We start from the raw sequence: 19,228 nt of genomic DNA on the forward strand, positions 1-19,228 counted from the left end.
GCTGGCATGGTCTAGCGCCCGACGTAGCTCATCTCGCTCCCCGCGCACGCGCCGCAACGTTGCTTCCCGGGCAGAGAGCCGGCTCGATAAATTACCCTCGTACACGCCGAACCAAGCTGCCGATCAGGCGCGTCAGCAAACCAAACGGCGGAGGCGGCGCCGGTTGAAGGACTTGCGGTGCCGGTGGTGTCCAATCGGCATAGTTGATGCGCGCGGCCTCGGCCTCGGACAGCGGGGGCAGTATCGTTGCGCGACGCCGGGCGACGACCGCCGTTTGGTAACTCGGGACGGCACCTTTTTCCACGAGCAGCCGCTCCATCAGGACCACTAAACGGCCAACGGTCTGGTCCTTTGGATCAGTCCAGTCGAAATTGGGCAAGATGCCGGTAAAGAAGGGCCGCATGATGCTACCGCCGTAGTCGCGGCGGTCGATCACATCGAAATAGCGATGGGTCAGCGGCAGGATTTGCGATGCGTGCACACCCTCCGACGGATCGTGTTGCAGCATCCATTGCAAGTCTGGCTTCGGAACGCCCTGCCGCTCGTGCTTGGCCAGATGGTCCCACCGATAAGCGGGCGACAGGCAGGCGTTGATGCGGTCCATGACCGCGACGACATGGTCGTCGTAGATATGGTGATCGGGGCCGATATACTCATCGTAGATCAACAGGCCGTCTGGCTTCAGCACGCGGTGCATCAGCTGGAACATCGCCTCAATATCGAAGAAGTGGTGGATGGCTGCCTGCACGAATACCACGTCGAATCCCGCCGTTTGCAGGTCTTCCGTCAGCACGTCCCCGGAGCGTAGTTCCAGCCGGTCGGCATAGGGCTGGCCTGCGACTCGCTCCTTGGCGGCGGTGATCGCCGAGCGGGACATTTCGTAGGCCAAGATGTGCCCGGCGAACCCGGCGCGCGCTAGATGCTCCTCGATAAAGGCCATTCCGCACCCGATCGACAGCATTTTGGCTGGTGGCGGCGTCAGGTATTTCTCGCCAATGGCGTCGATGATCCAGCCGTCCGGCGAGCCGGTGGTCGGCTCCGCAATAGCGTGGCGGTAGAGGAATTTGTGCTGGGTGTAGTCTACCGGGTCGCCCTCGATATTTTCGCGGGAGCCCACATGTTCGCCGCCTTCGTAGCGCTGGTCCCAAACGGCGGTTGAGGCGGCAGTTTCGTCGGGCGTGCTCATTGGGCTTCCTTTGGGGACCAGGTCGCATACCAGTCATCCGCCAACACGATCTCGGCTAGGCGGCGACTGCTCTCGTGCCAGGATATGAGGGTGATCTTCGCCGGGTCCGGCAGCCGACCCTCTCGCCGCAAGTATAGCCAGCGTCGCAAAGTTGATGCCATCGGTTCGGCGCCACCCGAGAAGTAAAGTGCATGGTCGCCGCACACCTCGCGGAAGATCGGGAGATCCCGCGTGATAACGGGCAGGCCGGCACGCGCCCCTTCCACAAGGGGAAGGCCGAAGCCCTCACCCTCCGAGGCGTTCAGCAGGGCGCCGCCAGCGTTATAAAGCGCGGACACCATGGCGTCATCGGCATCGCGCAGCCAGTGCAGGCGGTTGTTGAGCTGGGGATGTTTGAGGATACGGTCTTCCAGCGCCTGCATCAGCCAGCCAGTGCGGCCGACGAAGGTAAGGCCGACATCCAAACCCTCCGCCCACAGCAGATCGAAGGCGGTCAGGATATCGCCATGGCCCTTACGCGGCTCCAGCGTTCCGACCACCAACGCAGTGGGGCGTGCAGCGGCGGCCGCGAGGGCTGCGTGAACGGGTAGGGCAGCCATCGGACCGACCTGGCGGAAATCGGCGCCTAAGTGAAACCACGCTACTCCCAGCGGCCTAGTACGGGCGGGTTGGGTGCGGTCCAACCAAGCCAATAGGTCGTCGGCAACGGCGCGGGAGATGCATAACAACCCGTCCGCCAACTGACTGATCATGGTGAGCCATTTCGGGTACATCACCTGCACGGGAGCGGGGAAGCACGCGGGCATCTGTATCGGAAGCAGATCGTAGATCACCACCGTCGTGCGTGCACCTGCGGCCCGCATGGCTTGAATGGCATTGGCCAATCCGCTGACGTCGTGGATGTGGAGATCCAGCCCGATGAACACGTCGCCAGGCGCCGGCAAAGCGAGGATGGCAGGCTCGTCCAGCGACGGCAGGCCGAACAGGCGGCGACCGAATGGGCGAGCGAGCGTGACGGTCTCGCCCAAATGGACTGGCTCCACCCGGGCCGTCAGGTCCGGCATGCGGCCGAGTTGCCGCGTCATTTCCCGCACCACGCGCTGGATGCCCGTACCGGCATCGAACTCAGCAATGGTGGACACGTCCAGCATGAGTCTGCGCGCCGCCGGGCGGCGGAATGTGGCCGCCAAGGCAACTGCGACCTCGGGCAAGGCGGTGGCTTCATCGCCGGCTAGGGCGGCCAGGCAATTTTCGATCCCGGCACGCGGTGACGTATAGGCGACTTCAAGTGCGGCGTGGATCGCTTCGGGGCTGGCGGTTGGGTCAGCCACGGCGGCCAGGGCGCGAGCGGCTAGCACACCGTCCAGTGGGAAGCGTGCCGCGGCCTCGATATCTTCACGCAGAGCGGTTGCCGCGAGCCAACCATACTCGTCTAGCACCGTGGCCTGCAGCGCGTCGACGACGGTGGCCGAGCCCCGCGCCAGCACCTCTGCAACAGGGTTCGCGCCGGCCAGCACGACACCGGGATAGGAGTCCAACAGTTGCAACGTGAGCGCGGCATAGGAACTGTCATCGCCGGCACGGTAGAGCAGCCGGTCGGGAGTTCTGTCCACGAGGCTGGCGGTTGGCCGCCTGGCAAAGCACGCGCGCAACGCGACGTCGTCTGGTTGGGCGTCGTCGGTCAGCAAGACGACCTCGTACCAACGTGCCAGGCCGGGTAGCAATCGGCGCAGGTCGTCCTCGGCCCCTTTGACCGGCGAAACTATGCCAAGCAAAGGCTTGCGCGCAAGCCGGGCGGGGGACTTTAGGTTGGAAGCGGCCTCCAATGCGTCCCAGGTGCGGGATGCGGTGAGTGGCCACGTAAAACGGGCGGCCCGTGCCAATCCATATCTTGCGAGTTCCAGGGCCAGGTTTGGATTCTCGAGCACGGCACGCATTGCGGCCGCGATGGCTGCCGGGTCCGCTGGGTTGAACAGGGCGGCGGGGTGGTCCATCACCTCCGGCAGGCTGCTCGCGTTGCTGCATAGCGATGGCACACCGCATGCCATCGCCTCGGCCACCGACAAACCGAAGCCTTCGTGGAAGGACGGGCACACGGCGACTGCGCACCCGCGATACAGGGATGGTAGGTCAGCATCGGGCACGAATTCGGTGAGTAGCCGAACCTCGGCCTCCGTCAGTCCGCTCTGCGCTATCATCCCCCGCAGCAGAGGCAACTGATGGCTATCGTTCCAGCAGGTCAGCACCAGCGGGTGGCGGCGTCGCATCGGCTCGGGCAGCGTCGCATAGGCGTTTATCAGCCCGCGCAGGTTCTTGCGTTCCTCTGCCGCGCCAACGCACAGAATGTAACCTGGCTTCAGCCGGTAGCGGCCGAGCACGCGCTCCTGCGACGAGTCGCCGGGCGTGGCGGGTCGGAATCCAAGGCCGACACCCGCCTGGATGTTTGTCACCGATGCATCCGGCATCTTCAGCTGATCCCGGACCTCGGCGGCGCCGGACTGGCTGATGCACAGCAGCGCGTCGTAGTGCGACATGGCTTGCAGGCGAGGAAAGTACCAACCCTGCTGCAGCGGGCTGCTGAGGTAGAGGTCTGGTCGCGACAGCGGGATGAGGTCGTAGCAGACGCCAACGGTGGGTGGCGGCATCATTCCTGCCGGCAGCATGGTCACGGCGTCGTCGCCATAGCCCTCGAAGGTGCTGGCGACCAGTAGCAGATCGGGCTGCAGGCCGGCTAACACTGCTGCGCGTATATGCTCCGCGGCGCGGCGGCGCGGATGGTCGGCCGTCTTCCACGCGGTCTGCCGGCCCGGTCCATGCCAGACGTGGATGGCACTTGATGGTAGCAACGGGGCGAAGGCATCACGTAATGCCTCCGTCGCGTCGCTGAAGCCGCCATTCAGCAGCAGGCTTACAGCGTGTTCGCGCGGCTGGGCGGCGAGTGCCATGGCCAGCGCGCGGCTGTAGCGTCCGATGCCGCGGTTTCGGCTGTCGCTCTGGGCGCCTTGCAAGTCGATGACGAGGTGCACGGCCGGTTAGTCCGCCTGACGACGCAGCCGTTGCAAGATCGCCGCCTCGCGCCTCGGCAACGCCGGTTGAGCCGGGCGGGCTGCGACTTCGTCGTGGCACGCCTCCGGGATAGCGGGCGGCAGCGGCGACTGGCCTCCACGGACAGCTGTCAGTATGCGGCTGATAACACGCACTGGCCGGCTCAAACGCCACGACCTGCTGGCATAGACCTGGTTCAGCGCGGCCTGGAGTTGTGCAGACCGGGTGCGCTCCTGCGCCAGGGCAGTCTGCGCGCGTACCACATCCGCTTTGGCGTCGGCGGTGCGGCGCTGCGCCAATCCTGCTTGGCGCTCCGCACGCGTGAGGTCACGCTCCGCCTGCAGCAGCCGGAAGTCGGTGTTGGCAGGCCAGGTCACGCTGGTTGCGCCAAGCCAAGCACTTCGCTCACCCGTGCTAGCGCGATCGCACGGCTGAACCGCGCGGCAGCCACTGCGGCACCGGCGGCGGCGACCGCCTGGCAACGCGCGTCGTCGTCCAGCAGGGTGGCTAGGTGGGCGGCGATCGCCTCTGCCGTGTCGCCGATCAGAACCTCCGCGCCGTCTTGCAGGTAAATCCCCTCGTTGCCGATGGTGGTGGTCACGACAGGCAACCCGGCAGCGAGGCTCGCGACGATCTTACCCTTAACGCCAGAGCCGTAGCGTAACGGGTTTACCGATATCCGCGCCTTGGCATAGAGCGGCTCCAAATCTGCCGCATAGCCAGCCACAATCACGCGGGGTTCCACCAACGCCAGCAGTTCTGGCGGCGGCTGCGACCCCACAATGGTGACTGATGCATTCGGATGCGTCCGCCACAACGCGGGCATGATCTCTTGCACCAGCCACAGTGCGGCGTCGATGTTCGGCAGGTGATTGAAGCCGCCGACGAACAGCAGGGATTCCCGCCCAGCGAAGCCACCCGGGTCGGTGCGGACAGCATCATCCTCGTAGAAAAACAGCGGCAGCACAGTCACGCTCGCAGTAGGCTGCATCGTGCTAATGGCGCGTGCCTCGTCTTCGCTAAACGACAATATGCGGTCGACCTTGGCGAAGATGGAACGCTCGATCGCTTCCACGCGAATGGCCTCTTCCAGCGCGACAGGATCGCTGTCCAACTCAAAGCGGCGGCGCTCACGTTGGCTGTGCAGGTCATGCGTCAGATAGAGAATGGGCGCGCCAGTGTGGTGCAGCAACTCGTCCATCCGGTGACCGGACACATAGGGCCGCGTCGCCCAGACGTAATCCAGGTGGGGCCCGTTTTCCATCAGCCAGTCCGACAAATTCACCGGGCTGTGCAGCACCTCGACCCCTGCCTGCTGCAGCCGCGCAGTGTAGGGGGCGGGTGATTGGCCATCGTGCGGGAAGTAGATCACCCGGACGCCGAGGCTCGCGATCAACTCTACGTAGAGCGCCGTGGCAACGGACCCGGCATTGCGATCCGGCTGTGGAACCTGATCTTCCATCATGAGCAGAGTGGGCCTGTTGCCACGCTCCCGCGTCAGAAAGGGATGGGTCCCTCGCGGCGACTGCTTGCCAAGCGCCGATTGCCACTTGCGACAGAATTTTGCGTGATTGCGCAAGGACTGGGTGTCGCGTTGTGCCTTGCCGTAACTACTGCCGTCGAGATGCACGACGGCGCTGGCAGGCTGATACATCACCTTCAACCCGCGTTCACGTAAGGTGAATGCGAGGTCGAACTCCTCATAATAGGCCGGGGCATAGCGCGTGTCGAAGCCACCCGCGGCGCGGAACATCTCGCGCGGCACCAAGAAGGCGGCGCCAATGACGACGTCAACTTCCCGCACATAGTTGAACTCAGGCTTCGCAGGATCCTGCCCGGCGCCGAAAGGGCGGCCCCAGCCATCGTCAAGCATGGCGCCGCCGGCTTCCTGTATCGTGCCGTCGCGGTTCAGCAGTTTGCATCCGACCATCCCGATGGCCGGATCGGAGTCCGCGAGCCGGATCAGCGGACGAAGCCAGTCTTCTTGCACCACCGTGTCGTTGTTGAGGAAGATGAGGTGGCGCCCGCGGGCCAAGCGGCAGGCGGTGTTGCAGTTTCCCAGAAAGCCGAGGTTCACCGGATTGACCTGCATACGCAGGCCGCTGATCCAGGCGAGCATTGGGGCGATCGGGGCGCTGGGCCGGTCGTCGGCTACGATCACCTCGTAGCGCACATCGCCACTGCGGCGGGCAAGCGCATACAAGCAGCGCAATGTGTCCAGCACGCGGCCATAGACGGGAATAATGATGCTGACCTCCGGCGTATCGCCAGCCTGGGGCAACGTAAGCGCCGTGTCGTCTGGTATGGCGTCAGGAAATAGCGGGTGCGGCGCGAGCCCGGCGGCAGCGCCTTCTCGTAGCCAATGCGCTAGCGGATTCGTGGCGGTGTCGCCGCCAAGGTGGGTGTCGCGATACCAAACCGTGTCGAACAAGGCGTGCGGATCGCGTCCCTGGGCCGCGCCGCTGTAAAGGTAATGCGTGACCGGGTCCAAACTGCGGGCACCGTTGTCCGAGTTGTCAGCCTGGTAACCGGCGACATCGAAAAACCTCGCCGGGCAGCGCAAATCTCCCGCGGCACGGCGTCCGTAGTGCAGCAGAGCCTGGCCGGATGCTTCCGGTGCTTGTGCGCAGTAGTACTGGGCGTCGAAGATCGGGTGTGGATCCTCGTTTGCCGCCATACCTCTGGTCAGATAGTCGGCGAACGGATTGACCTCGCCCAGCGCTGGATGACAAGCCGCGTACCAGCGTGTGTCAAAAAGTGGGTGCGGGTCGTGCCCCATTGCAGCGCCCACCCACACGTAGTGAGCGACGGGATCGGTGCCTGGTTGATCGGCCAGATAGCGGGCGGAATACCAAGGGTGGTCCAGCAATGGATGGCCGGCAAGGGTCGCCATGTCCGCCGCGCGCTGACGCCGCAGGGCCAGCCTGGCCTTCAGCCGGCCGCCCCGCAGCAGGCGCAGCGCAGCGACCGCGCGTATGGCCAGTCCGGCCGCGCGGGGCTTGCGGCTGGCGAAGTGGCGGATCGCCTGCGCCACTCGCCACGCCATAGTGCCCGTCAACACCGCCAGCGCATCTCGTTCTGCGATGGCGTGGGCGTGCGCGGAGCGGGCCTCTGCCAGGCCGAGCCGCAGCCGCTGCAACTCGGCACGGGGCCACAGTCCCATAAGGGAGCTCACGCGGCCGCGGGCCTCGTCCCGTTCGACCTTTAACTGAATTGCTTCGCGTTGCGCCTCGGCCGTCTGCTCGTAGAATTGTGTTTCGAATTGGGCGGTGGCTGCGGCCATGGCGACCGCGTGGCTCGTCCGTGCCCGCTCTTCGATGGCGATCCGCTCGGCGGCTTGATCGGTCCGCTCGCGCTCTTGGATCGCGATACGCTCTTCGATTTCCTGCTTCAGCCACGGGATCGCGCTGGTCATCCCGGTGATGTCCCCGGTCTCGATAAACACGCTATCGGTCATATCGATCAACGGCGCATTGGCGCAGATCGCGATATAATAGCGCGGCTGCGACAACCCGCGGCTGACCCCAATTCGGTCGGCGTCCAGCCGCTCGAAGACCAGCGGCGGCCCGTCCGGCTTATCGCTCAACAGCACGGAGCCCACGATCGCTCGTTGGCCCAATAGCACGTGGTGGGCAAAGTGCCGCGCAATGAGGTCGGCAAACTCTACCCGATTGAGCTCCTTGACGTGGAACGGGTTCGGCTCCGACCCGGCGCCCGAATAGACGTCCCGCTCGGGGGTGCTGATGATTAGGCGGCCGCCCGGGCGTAACACGCGCCGCGCATCGGCAAAGAAGGCGTCGTGCTCGGCAAAGTGTTCCAGTGTCTCGAACGATACGACCAGGTCGACGCTTGCGTCGTCCAGCGGCAGGGCGGTTGCGCTGCCGTGGCGATACTGCAGGTTCTCGGCCGCATGGGAGGCGGTGGCGTGGGAGACCGCGGCCGGGTCGATGTCCACGCCGGTAACGCTTCGCGCCACCTGCGCCAGCATGGCGCTGCCATAGCCTTCGCCGGAGGAGATATCGAGCACGTCCAAGCCGGTCGCCATGGTCCGCGCCAGGTAGTAGCGGTGAAAGTGCTCGATCTCGGTTTCCAGGCTATGCCCTGTGGAGAGGCGCTCGCCGGTGTAGGCATGCGTCTCACTTGGGCGCACGGGTCGGAACTGGTCGGTCATGCTGCAGTGTCCGTCTGGTCCTGGGCCGCTAACCACGGTGGGCTGCGTCGGGGCGGGCAGGCCAACACCATTCGCTCACGTGCGTCGAGATTGGGGTTAAGGAAGGGGTCTTGATCAGTCTCGCCGGGCCAGCGGCGGCGTAGCACGGCGCGCTCGGTCTCGTGCCTGGCCTGTTGCTGCGGCGTGATGTCGCGACCACGGGTTGCCATCTCGTGATGGACCAGCGTGGCGGCGGGCACCCACAGCACGCGATAACCCGCCTCGCGCACGCGCAAGCACAGGTCGACGTCGCCCCAGCCGACATGCAGCGTCTTGGCTTGCAGACCGCCAACCTGGCCGAACACGTCCCGGCGGATGGCGAGGCATGCGCCCGTCACGGCCGATAGATCCCGCTGGGTGGCCACCTGGCCGGCATAGCCGGGATCTGCGCCATCGGCCCAAGTCAGCGCGTGCACCGCCTTCCCCTTCGGGCCAAGAAGCACGCCGCCATGCTGCAGGTTGCCATCTGGAAACAGTAGCCGCGCGCCCACCACGCCGATCTCCGGACGCATCACGTGCCCGACGAGCGCGCGGAGCCAGCCCGGCTCCGTCACCTCTATATCGTTGTTCAACAACAGCAGGATGTCGCCGGTCGCCTCGGCAGCGCCCTGATTGTTCAGAGCAGACCAGTTGAACGGCCCTGGAGCCTGCAGCACCCGCACCCGCGGATCGTGCTGGACGCGGACCAGGAGCTGCAACGTCTCGCCATCGTCGCTGTCGTTGTCCAGCAGCACGACCTCAATATCGGGATAGTCCGTGCCATGCAGTAGCCCCTCGAGGCAGCGTTCCAGCAGGTCGGCCCGGTTACGCAGGGGGATAATCGCGGTCACGCGCGGCATCGGGTCTTGCAGGGAGGCCTCTAGCGCTGGCCAAGGCGCCGGGCCGTGCAGACGCACGCCAAGTGTTAGGGCTGGCTGATGGTCGGCAAGATGCCGGCGCACGACCCCCTCCAGCGCCGGCATCGACGGCACTGCGCGGGCCTCCGGGAAGCGGGGCGGACGACCGTGTTGTCGACTGCGATGGAACAGCACGGTGGGAATGTGGCGGATAGCGTCGATCGGAGCACCATGGGCCAGGCGCAAGGCCATCCCATATCGCTCGAAAGGTGCGTCGATGGCGCGGAACGGGTCGGCCAGCGCCGCAGAGCGGTCGAACAGCGCCAATTGCCCAACTGTGTCGCCAGCGAGCGCGAGGTCCGGGCTCCAGTCCGGCTTGAACCACGGCGTAGAGCGGACGGCGTCGCCGTCAATGCGGTCTTCGTCGGTGTAGATCAGGCGTGGAGCGGCGCCGTCGGCGAGCAGGATTGCGGCTTCGTAGAAGGCATGCGGGTGTAACTGGTCGCCAGCCTCCAGCCAGCACAGCATCTGTCCCGTGGCATTGGCAGCGACCTCGTTGGCGTGTGCGGCGGTGCTGGGGCCTGCGGTGTCCAGCAAGGACACGCCGGGCACTCGTTGCACGATCGTCCGCAGGGTGGCCAGCACATGCGGTGGCAAGCCGGGTGGGCAGGCCAACACGCAATCCCAGTGCGGCCATAGCTGAGCGCTCAAGGACTCGATTGTCTCGACCACTAGGTCTGGACGGACAGGGGGCACCACTAGGATCGCCGACAAGCGTATGGGACTCAGGCTGGCGGCGTGGCGACCGAGCTTGGCCTGGCTAGATGCCGACAAAGCCGTCATCTCCAGCCACATCTGATACGCTACGTCGTCGTCCGGGGGCAGGCCATCGGGGAACAGGGCTTCGTCCAGGGCGATGCCGCCCTGCGCCCGGCGCGACTGGCTGACCGCCAGTAGTATGGTGGCGCGCGTGGCAGGCGGCGCCAACAAGGCCCTATCTGCCTCGTCCGGGTCGGTGCCATCCACGGCCCAGAACAGGGCTCGGAGATAGTCCTCGTCAGGAGGGCCGTCTGGCCCGTGGCGGGATAGGAACTCGGGCTGCGCCACGATGGCTTCGGCGAGGCCGAGCAAGCCGGTTCCAGCACGCCGGGCAGCGACTAAGGTGTCGAGCCCAGGCAGGTCCGGTAGCCGACCCAGCGCGGTGATAAACAGCCGTACGATTGGGGCGCCCAAGCCTTGGGCTTCGGCTGCAGAGTGAAAGGGTGTCATGCCCGCATAGCTATGCCCGTTTTCGAGTTCTGAAGGGGGAGGCAGATAGCGCGGCGCAGCGCGGCGAGCAAGGTGGCGTCATAACCCTTGGTCATGGCTTGAGGCAGATAGCGATGCTTGAGAACGCTCGCCCTGCAACGAACCAGGCACCGGAAGGCTTCGCGCCGCCGCACGATTCCGTGTCATCACTCGACGGTATCCACCTGCCGGCATGCTCGCTGGGCAGGGCGCAGGGCGCAGGGTAGGCCGAAAACGATCCCTTGGCGCAGGCTGCGAACGGTGGACGCCGGGTTGAGCCGCCAGGGCGCCGCCAGATGGAGCGTCGTGGGCCCGCGAATTGGCCGGAGCGGAATGACCGACATCCCGCCGTGAATCGCCACAGCCTTGAAGTCCACCCCCGCCATGAGCGGCCGGTCTGATCCGTCGATGGTATGGTTGCCATAGTAAATCGTCATGAAATCCTCCGGCGCGCGGACGTCGAGCCGATCGGTCACGTCGGGCAGCCCATCGGGCAGGGACAGGCCGCTGCCATCGGGCAGCACGCTGGCATGCAAGGTGCCGGGTAAAATGACCGGGCGCCACAGGCTCAATAGTACGATCGTGGCGATGGCAACCCCTGCCACGGCCCAGCAGCGGCGCTGGAGGGTCACCAGGGGGAGAACCACCGCATACAGCGCGAAGATTGGCAGCGTCCATTTGAAATAGTGCTGATTGCCGATCGTGAATAAACCCAGCACCTGCAGATCCCTGTAGCATAAGTAGAGACACAGCATGGCGACCGCGCCCCCCCCTACCGCCGCATGGGCGAACCGTCTGCCACGATCCGCAATGATGGCGACCAAGATCCCCCCCAACCCTGGAAGCACGTACGGGTAAACAATCGCGATGCCTTCACCTTCCGGGTAGAGGGGCTGCGGGCCAAGCACCAGCGTAACCCAGCGCAACGGAAGTAGCAGCGGCTCGAAGCCGATCAGCCGCGAAAGAGTCAGATAGTGGCCTAGCGTCAGGCCTTGTGTGAGCAGGTGTGTGGTAACCAGCAGCAGCGGGCCGACCGAGAATCCCGCCGCGATACCAGCCAGCATACCTACCATGCCGCGGCGATGCGGCAGGACGGAGGCGAGCAACATCAAGCCAGTGATCGGCATCACCACCAGGGCGTCGGTCGGCCGGACGAGGAATACCAGCCCGGCGCACCCGGCTGATGCGACGCTCCGCCAGCGTGACGGTGCTTCCAACTGGCGCATGGCCAGAAGCAGCGCCGCAAAGGTGAGGGTGGCAGCTGGCGTGCTCGTCCACGGTATTTCCCACGTGTAGAGCACGCGGGTGTCCGCGACCTCCGCCAGCGCGAACACGGTCGCAGCCAGCGCCAACGCGCCTGGAACACGCCCGAGCAGCCGGGCACCGAGTGCCGCGAACAGCCACATCGCGGCGATCCACAACAGTAGATCCGGCAGGGCAAACGGCTCCGCCGGGAAAAGCCGATAGAATGGCGCCACCATGAGCGCGTATCCCGCCGGGTAGAGGTGCTGCGACGGGGAAAGGTCCCACATCGCCCAACCGCGCGTGCTGAGGTAATAGGCCGCCTGGTCTGCCCAACCGAACCAACCGTTCGCCGGCTGCGTGTTCCCCGGGCCGAGCGGTCTATGGATGTAAACCGCCCCGTAACGTGCCGCCATCGCGATGGTGAGCATGACCAGCCAGACGATTTGCAGCGGCTGCGACACCCGGGCTAGAGCTTGCGCAACTGCGGTAAGCCGCGAAGCGATAATTCGGCCGCTCGTGGCTAAAATTGTGATCTCATCAGGGGTTGTTTGATGAGTTCGTACTTACGACGGGGCCAAAACAGTGTCAACGTATAGGGCCGCTCGATGATGTTCCGACCTGCCCCAGTCACGGGGCGTGAAAACAACTTCGGGGCCATCCGCCTTATTGCTGCGCTGCTCGTGATCTACGGGCACGGTGAGGACATGCGTGGCCTCGCAACTCCAATCCTCTGGTCGCGTCCTGTGGCACAGATTGGTTTAGACTTATTTTTCTGTGTGAGCGGCTACTTGATCTATGACAGCTGGCTTCGAGACCAGCGGCTCAATCATTTTCTGGCCAAACGTGCGTTGCGGATATTGCCGGGGCTGGCGGTCTGCGTCGTGTTCTGCATCGCCGTGATTGGCGCGGCTGACACCGCGCTCCCCTTGGGGCGCTATTTCCGCCATCATGGCACCTGGCAATTCCTTCTGAACATCGCCTTCTACTTGAAACTCTATCTGCCTGGTGTGTTTACCCACCGTCTCCTAGGTGGTGCGGTCAACGGCTCGCTTTGGAGCCTGTTGCCGGAGGTGCTGTGCTATCTTGCCGTCCCGCTGATCTGCTTGGCGCCGGGCCGGCTCCGCGGTGCGGTGCTGCTGGTTGTCGCGGTGGTTTGCGGTGGCGGCGGCCTTTACATGTTCGCCTATCACCCGACCGGATACAGCCTGATCTACAGCGCTGATCCAAAATACGTGCTGGTGGAAGTGCCGTTCTTTATGGCTGGCGCAATCTGGCGTCAGGTGCGGGTGCGCGTGCCAGCGCTGTTGCGGTTGGATATCGCAGTCCTGATGTGCGTTGCGACGTTCGCCCTACCGGTCGCAATCGGGAGCTATAGCGTGCCGCTGCGCTGGTTCACGCTGTCCTACACGATCATCGCGTTCGGCGAGGCATCGACACCAGGGCTGCGGGACGCCCTGCGTTACGGCGACCTTTCGTATGGTGCCTATCTATACGCGTTTCCAATTCAGCAACTCGCGCTGGAGTATGGGGATTCCCTTGTGCTCCCAACCATTGTTACTTTCGCGATTGCATTCCTGTCGTGGCACCTGGTGGAACAACCGGCATTGCGTTTGAAGCCCCGAGGCGTTCAGCAGTTTGAGACCAGTTTGCCGTCGGCCGTGGAGAAGGACGGGATTGATTGGCTTGGCGCGACCTGGCGCCTCGCGACGCAAACGCCGCTGCTGCCCGGCGTTGCAGCGTTTACCTGTCTGGCGATGTTTGCCGCGCGCTTGGGCACGGGGAATTGGCACGAGGGCGAATACGTGCTGTTCGGGGACTTGCGGGTCGGGGACTGGGCCAGCGCGCTGCCTGCGCTGATGGCCTATCCAGTCCGGGGTTTGTTGCTTGTACTCTATGGGCTCACTGCCATGGCAGCCCAAACAACTGGGTTGGTGAGTGCGCTGTTGGTGCTTTGGCTGGGCGCATTGGGCGGCGCCGTTCTGGCAGCCTGGTTTGCGATGCCGGGCCGGCCTGCTCTGGCGGGGAGTTTGGCGCTGGCGCCCTTCGCGTTCATCTTGGCGGTGACGGGCGCGATCGACGGGCCGACGGCTGCGGCAGGTGTATTGCCGACCGTCGCGGCCATGACGGCATTGTGGTTCTTCGTCGGCAAGGCCCCGGTGGCTTGGTGCGGCGTCGTGCTGACGATTGCTGCGGGTAGCAGCGTGGCGGGGGCCGGGTTGGCCGTGGGAGTGGTGGTCGGACTGTTGCTGATTGGTTGGCCGGGTTACCAGGCGGCACTGTGGCTGGTTCTGCCCAGTCTGCTCGGGGCTTTAGTGCTCGCGCATGGGCTCTTGGACCATGCGGTTGCGACTTGGCCCATCCTGTTTGCTCAGCCTGGCGCTTTGATCTTGTTTGCCGTCGGCTTTGCAGTTGTTCCCTGGAACATGGGTGTGGCAGCCATTCGCCCACGTGACATGGCCGCTCTTGCGTCTGGCTTGACCGCGGCCACACTTGCCGCCGTGGTGGCGGGCGAGGTGACGTTGGCCCCACTAGCACTCGCGCTGCTATTGGCACTTGCAGTGCGATCGATGACGCCGTTCCTATCGGCGAGGGGGTGGTGGTGGGCCCCGGCTGGGTTGGCTCTCGCGTTCTACCCGGCTGCCCTGACACCTGCTGCCCTCAGCCAACAGGACGCGCAGATGGCTGTTAGCGCGCGATCTCGCACCTGGGCGTCAGCGCGTCGGCCAGGCGAAGCAATGGAATTCTACTTGTCCCCCGCCGAGACCAGCCTGTTTGGCCTTCCTCCCGGGACGTATACAGATGCCGGTCCACTGGCGCCGATTAGCCGCGTGTTCGGCAAAAGCACGATCACCGTGTGCAATGCCTGGCAGCAATCAGAATCCTGGCTGATCGACGGTCGCTTCATCCCATCTTGCCCGCCCCATGAGGGTCCTCCTGACCGGGTGGCGAACACGCGGCCCTAACGGGGGCGGAGTGGCCGTTCGCCATAGCGCTGCAATGCGAACTATTCGAGGCCTGATATCCGCTCATACAATCCGTGCTGCCCATTTTCGTCTATGTGGAAGGAACTGAAGCGCTTTCTTGCGCAGTACCAACCTCAAATCATTCCGACCAAGCCCGTTAACCCTGCCCATGAGGTGCATATCGAAAGCACCGATCTTGTCGGAAAAGTCGTATTGACGAGCCGCCTAGACGCATCGTCCGAACAGCGTTTTTTACTGTGTGTCTGCACCATCGAAGCTCGCAAGAATCATATCTACTTGTTTTACATATGGCAGCGCATGATCAGCGCCAGGGACGCCATGCTGGTGGCTGGGATGGCTTGCCGTTGACCGGCGGCAGGAAGGCGCAGGGTTTGGCAAAGCCAGGACATATCTGGCAGAACGAGGATCCTTGGTCCCGAAGTCGGTTGGCGGCCCAGGCTGCTGGAGCCGCGCGTCGTGCGAAGATCAGATTTGGGTGATTGCGGTCTGCCTCGGCTGATCGAGGTGGGAGCCGGCGGCCGCCTGCTGGGCGTCCGGCTGGCGTCGCGTGAGTGTTGGATGGGATGGGGCAAGTTCGGGGTGTTTCAACACATCTTTGCGACGACCCAAGATGCAGAGCGGGCAGTCGAGCTCGCCACACAACTCGGCTGGCGAAATGTCCGTGCCAGCAAGAGGAGGGAGTTGCAGGCAGCGGGACTTCTCGCCGAAGCGGGTGTGCAATTGATACCTCGACGGGAACGTCGATGGGGGCCGTATGCAAGGGTCCTGGAGATCTACAATGGTGTCCACAGGCTCTACCTGGTTGAAGAGAGGGGCGTGCGGCTGCTTCAGATGGCGGCCACGACGTATGGAGGCGCAGCTGCCGCGGCAGGGATCATCGCCGTGGAGCGCTCCGCGAGAGATCATGAGGGCGCGGGGCCGCCGGCCGATATGTCAAGGCTCTAAACCCAAGCTGCCAGCAATGGCGCAGAATTGTCATGCAGCCCGCCTTGTGTGCCATGCCTCAGCGGTGGCGGGGACCGTTACGGTGTAGAAGCTGACGTAGGCGCAAGTTTGCTATATGGCGGCTCGAACACAGAGATCGAGCCAAGCATGGAATACGAGCGACGTTTCAAATTCCTGATCTGCGCGCCGTCTTTCAATCCGGCCGATATGGATTGGTTGCGCTTGAAGCAGATCGTCGATGAGACGGAGCGCCTGGGCTACACCGTCCTCGTTGCCCGCAGCACCGAGGATGCCGAGTTGGCGATACAGACCGACGCGGCGATTGGCTGCATGGTCGTCGACTGGGGCAAGCGCGGCCTGCTCAGCAAGCCCGCCGGGTTGATCTCGTTGGTGCGCAAGCGAGGTCTTGAAATGCCCGTCATGCTCATGCTGCGGCGCAAGCGGCTGGAGGACATCCCGGTCGAAGTGCTGAACCACACGGATGGGACAATCTTCCTGTCGGAGGAGACGCCGGAGTTCATCGCCCGCAACCTGATCAGCCGGCTGCGGAACTATGCCGCCACATTGAAGACGCCGTTTTTCGGCGCTTTGCTGGACTATGCCGAGCAGGGCAACCAGCTTTGGACCTGCCCGGGCCATAATGGCGGCATCTTCTATAGCCGCAGCGCCATTGGCCGCATCTTCACCGAGCATCTGGGCACTGCCATTTTCCGCGACGACCTCGACAATTCAGTCGTCGAGATGGGGGATCTGCTCACCCATGAGGGACCCGCTTTGGCAGCGCAGAAGGCCGCGGCCAAGATCTTCGGGGCCGAGCGCACGTATTTCGTGCTTAACGGCACCTCTGCCTCCAACAAGATCGTGCTCGGCGCGCTGGTGGCGGAGGGTGACCTGGTGCTGTTCGACCGCAACAACCACAAGGCGGCGCATCATGGCGCGCTGCTGCTGGGCGGCGGCACGCCTATCTACCTGCCGACCGACCGGAATGCCTATGGCATGATCGGCCCGATTGACTACGCCAGCCTGGACGAAACCCGTATCCGCGAGGCGATCCGCGCCAACCCGCTGGTGGACGATCCGGAGGCATGGCAGCGCCCGCGCCCGTTCCGCGTCGCTGTTATCGAGCAATGCACCTATGACGGCACGATCAACGATGCCAATTTCATTCTCGAGCGCCTCGGTAAGCTCTGCGACTACATCTTGTTCGACGAGGCTTGGGCCGGGTTCATGAAGTTCCACCCCCTATTCAAGGGGCGGTTCGCCATGGGGCTGCCGCCCTTGCGGGGCGACCAACCCGGCATCATGGCCACCCAATCCACCCACAAGCAGCTCGCCAGCTTCTCCCAGGCGTCGCAGATCCATGTCCGCGACGGCCACATCAAGGGGCAGGACCGCCGGGTCCACGCCCGCCAGTTCAACGAGAGCTTCCTGGTCCACTCCAGCACCTCGCCCTTCTACCCAATCTTCGCCTCGCTGGACGTGGGTGCACACATGATGAAGGGCCGTTCCGGCGAGGTATTGTGGGACGACACCATCCGCCTGGGCATCGAAATGCGGAAGAAGCTGCGGCTCATCCGCCGCGAGTATGAGGCGCAGGAGGCCGACCCGGCGCGCCGCTGGTTCCCCGATCCCTTCGTGCCGCACTCCGTCCAGTGGCAGGGCCCGAACGACACAGCTCCCATCCGCACCCTATGGGAGGACGTGCCCACCGACGAACTCGCCAGCAACCCGGCGCATTGGATGCTGGCACCCGGCGAAACCTGGCACGGCTTCACCCAGGTGGCGCCGGGCTACGCCATGACGGACCCGAACAAGCTGACCTTGCTGATGCCGGGCTTCGACCGGGTGACGGGCGAGTACGAGGACCACGGTGTTCCCGCCGTCCTGCTGGCCGAATACCTGCGGGAAAACCGCATCGTTCCGGAAAAGAACGACCTGCACAGCATCCTTTTTCTGCTCACGCCTGGGGTGGAGAGCAGCAAGGCCGGCACGTTGCTGGCGTGGCTAGTGACCTTCAAACGGCTCCACGATGAAAATGCGCCTTTACAGGACGTCATCCCAGGCTTCGTCCGCAAGCGCCCGGAACGCTACCATGGGGTTGGGCTGCGCGACCTTTGCGGGGAGATGCATCGGTTTTACCGGGAAGCGGATGTCAGCCGGATGCAGCGCCAGCAATTCCAAGCCGAGCATCTGCCGGAATTGGTCATGACGCCGCAAGACGCCGCCCGGATGTTGACCCGCAACAAGGTCGATTATGTGCCGATCGGAGAAACGCGTGGGCGAATCGCGGCGACCCTGATGCTGGTGTATCCCCCCGGCATTGCGACCGTTATCCCCGGCGAGCGCATCGGCCGGCAATCGGCCCCGATGATCGACTATTTGCAGGCGTTCGAACGAGCGGAGAACACGTTCCCTGGCCTTAGTACGGAAATTCAGGGCGTGTATCGCGAGAAGCAGCCGGACGGCACGGTGCGTTTTTACACCTACGTCGTGCGGCAATCGCACGAACCCGTGCTGAACGGCTGACGTAACCGGCAGTGCCCGGAGCTATGAGAAGGTAGCAACTTCGCTTGGATCGCCTGCAGCCGTCCGAAGCGACGGATCTGCTGAGCGCCGACGCCGTGACATAGCCAAGGCGACCATGACAAGCCCCTGAGCCGTCGCGGCCTTTGCTATGCGACCAGGGGCTGGGAGGGTGCCAGCCCCGCTTTTACCAAGAGCGTCATGAGGTTGCCGAGAATGGTGGCCAGGTCAGGCTCCGCAACCAATGCCTCAGCTTGCTTCGGCTTAAACCAATGGGTCTCACGCTCGGCCTGCTCCGGCCAGGTGGCAAGCTGACGCACGACCTCCAACAGGAAGAGGTCCACGGTAATGGTGCGCACACCACCGCCGACCAACTGTTTGTCGTAATAGTATCGGCCGATGGGCGTAGGGCCGATGATGCGGCCTTTGATCCCCGCCTCCTCATAAGCCTCCGTGGCGGCCGTCTCTGCCGGAGAGCGACCAAGCATTGGCCACCCTTTCGGCACAACCCAGCGCTTGGTTCCCCGTGACGTCAGCAACAAGACTTCCGGCTCGCCAGAAGCAAGGTGCCGCACCGGCAGCGCCGCATATTGCTGATTGCCTTTTTTTGCGGACTTTATGGGCACCTTGGACACCGCAATCCTCGCACGAATCGAGGCACTATAGGGTCAATGCTACCCGAGAATATTAATCTTGGTTATCGCAACTCAAACTGTCTTCGAACTGCAACCTTCTTCAGAACCGTTCGGTGAGAGCAATTGCCTACAGGCAGTCTGACAGGGGGCGCCAATCTAGCAGGTCGGCCGATACATCTTCTTCATGCAGATCCAGTTTCTGCAACCCGGAGGACCGGGACGAGATTGCCACGGCCGCTTCGTCCGCAGTTTTCCAACGGCCACGCCTGACGCCTCTAAATTCCACAATCCAATGACCCCGGGATTTCAGGAGCCGCAGGTTGCCGTCGTGC

The 19,228-nt window shown here is 64.1% G+C and carries 10 protein-coding genes; 3 read left to right on the plus strand and 7 right to left on the minus strand.

Annotated elements, in window-relative coordinates; all coding sequences use genetic code 11:
• Nucleotides 1-91: 91 nt before the first annotated feature.
• From GSQ76_RS06705 to GSQ76_RS06730, 6 genes are all read right to left on the minus strand, one after another.
• Nucleotides 92-1,186, minus strand: a complete 1,095-nt coding sequence (locus GSQ76_RS06705) for a class I SAM-dependent methyltransferase (protein ID WP_158743143.1) — start codon at nt 1,184-1,186, stop codon at nt 92-94.
• Nucleotides 1,183-4,212 carry a glycosyltransferase family 1 protein gene (locus GSQ76_RS06710; protein ID WP_158743144.1) on the minus strand — a complete coding sequence of 1,010 codons (3,030 nt, stop codon included), beginning with the start codon at nt 4,210-4,212 and terminating at the stop codon, nt 1,183-1,185. The genes GSQ76_RS06705 and GSQ76_RS06710 overlap by 4 nt, the downstream gene beginning before the upstream one ends.
• A gap of 6 nt (nt 4,213-4,218) precedes the next feature.
• Nucleotides 4,219-4,608 carry a hypothetical protein gene (locus GSQ76_RS06715; protein ID WP_158743145.1) on the minus strand — a complete coding sequence of 130 codons (390 nt, stop codon included), beginning with the start codon at nt 4,606-4,608 and terminating at the stop codon, nt 4,219-4,221.
• Nucleotides 4,605-8,402, minus strand: a complete 3,798-nt coding sequence (locus GSQ76_RS06720) for a glycosyltransferase (RefSeq protein ID WP_158743146.1) — start codon at nt 8,400-8,402, stop codon at nt 4,605-4,607. Before GSQ76_RS06720 ends, GSQ76_RS06715 begins: the two co-directional genes overlap by 4 nt.
• Nucleotides 8,399-10,510: a glycosyltransferase family 2 protein gene (locus tag GSQ76_RS06725; RefSeq protein WP_158743147.1), complete on the minus strand. Its 2,112-nt coding sequence runs from the start codon at nt 10,508-10,510 to the stop codon at nt 8,399-8,401. Before GSQ76_RS06725 ends, GSQ76_RS06720 begins: the two co-directional genes overlap by 4 nt.
• Before the next feature lie 221 nt (nt 10,511-10,731).
• Nucleotides 10,732-12,270, minus strand: coding sequence for a hypothetical protein (locus GSQ76_RS06730; RefSeq protein WP_158743148.1), 1,539 nt, complete (start codon nt 12,268-12,270; stop codon nt 10,732-10,734).
• Between the two features lie 147 nt (nt 12,271-12,417).
• On the opposite strand from GSQ76_RS06730, the gene GSQ76_RS06735 reads away from it, so the two are divergent.
• From GSQ76_RS06735 to GSQ76_RS06745, 3 genes are all read left to right on the plus strand, one after another.
• Nucleotides 12,418-14,772, plus strand: coding sequence for an acyltransferase (locus tag GSQ76_RS06735; RefSeq protein WP_256366968.1), 2,355 nt, complete (start codon nt 12,418-12,420; stop codon nt 14,770-14,772).
• Nucleotides 14,773-14,865: 93 nt separating this feature from the next.
• Nucleotides 14,866-15,141: a hypothetical protein gene (locus GSQ76_RS06740; protein WP_158743150.1), complete on the plus strand. Its 276-nt coding sequence runs from the start codon at nt 14,866-14,868 to the stop codon at nt 15,139-15,141.
• Nucleotides 15,142-15,960: 819 nt separating this feature from the next.
• Nucleotides 15,961-18,264, plus strand: coding sequence for an Orn/Lys/Arg decarboxylase N-terminal domain-containing protein (locus GSQ76_RS06745; protein ID WP_335904886.1), 2,304 nt, complete (start codon nt 15,961-15,963; stop codon nt 18,262-18,264).
• Between the two features lie 146 nt (nt 18,265-18,410).
• On the opposite strand, the gene GSQ76_RS06750 is transcribed toward GSQ76_RS06745, so the two are convergent.
• Complete coding sequence (locus GSQ76_RS06750; RefSeq protein WP_216850935.1) at nt 18,411-18,896, minus strand: NUDIX hydrolase; 486 nt, start codon at nt 18,894-18,896, stop codon at nt 18,411-18,413.
• Nucleotides 18,897-19,228 lie beyond the last annotated feature (332 nt).

The organism is Acidisphaera sp. L21 (assembly GCF_009765685.1).
Taxonomy (GTDB): Bacteria; Pseudomonadota; Alphaproteobacteria; order Acetobacterales; family Acetobacteraceae; genus LMUY01.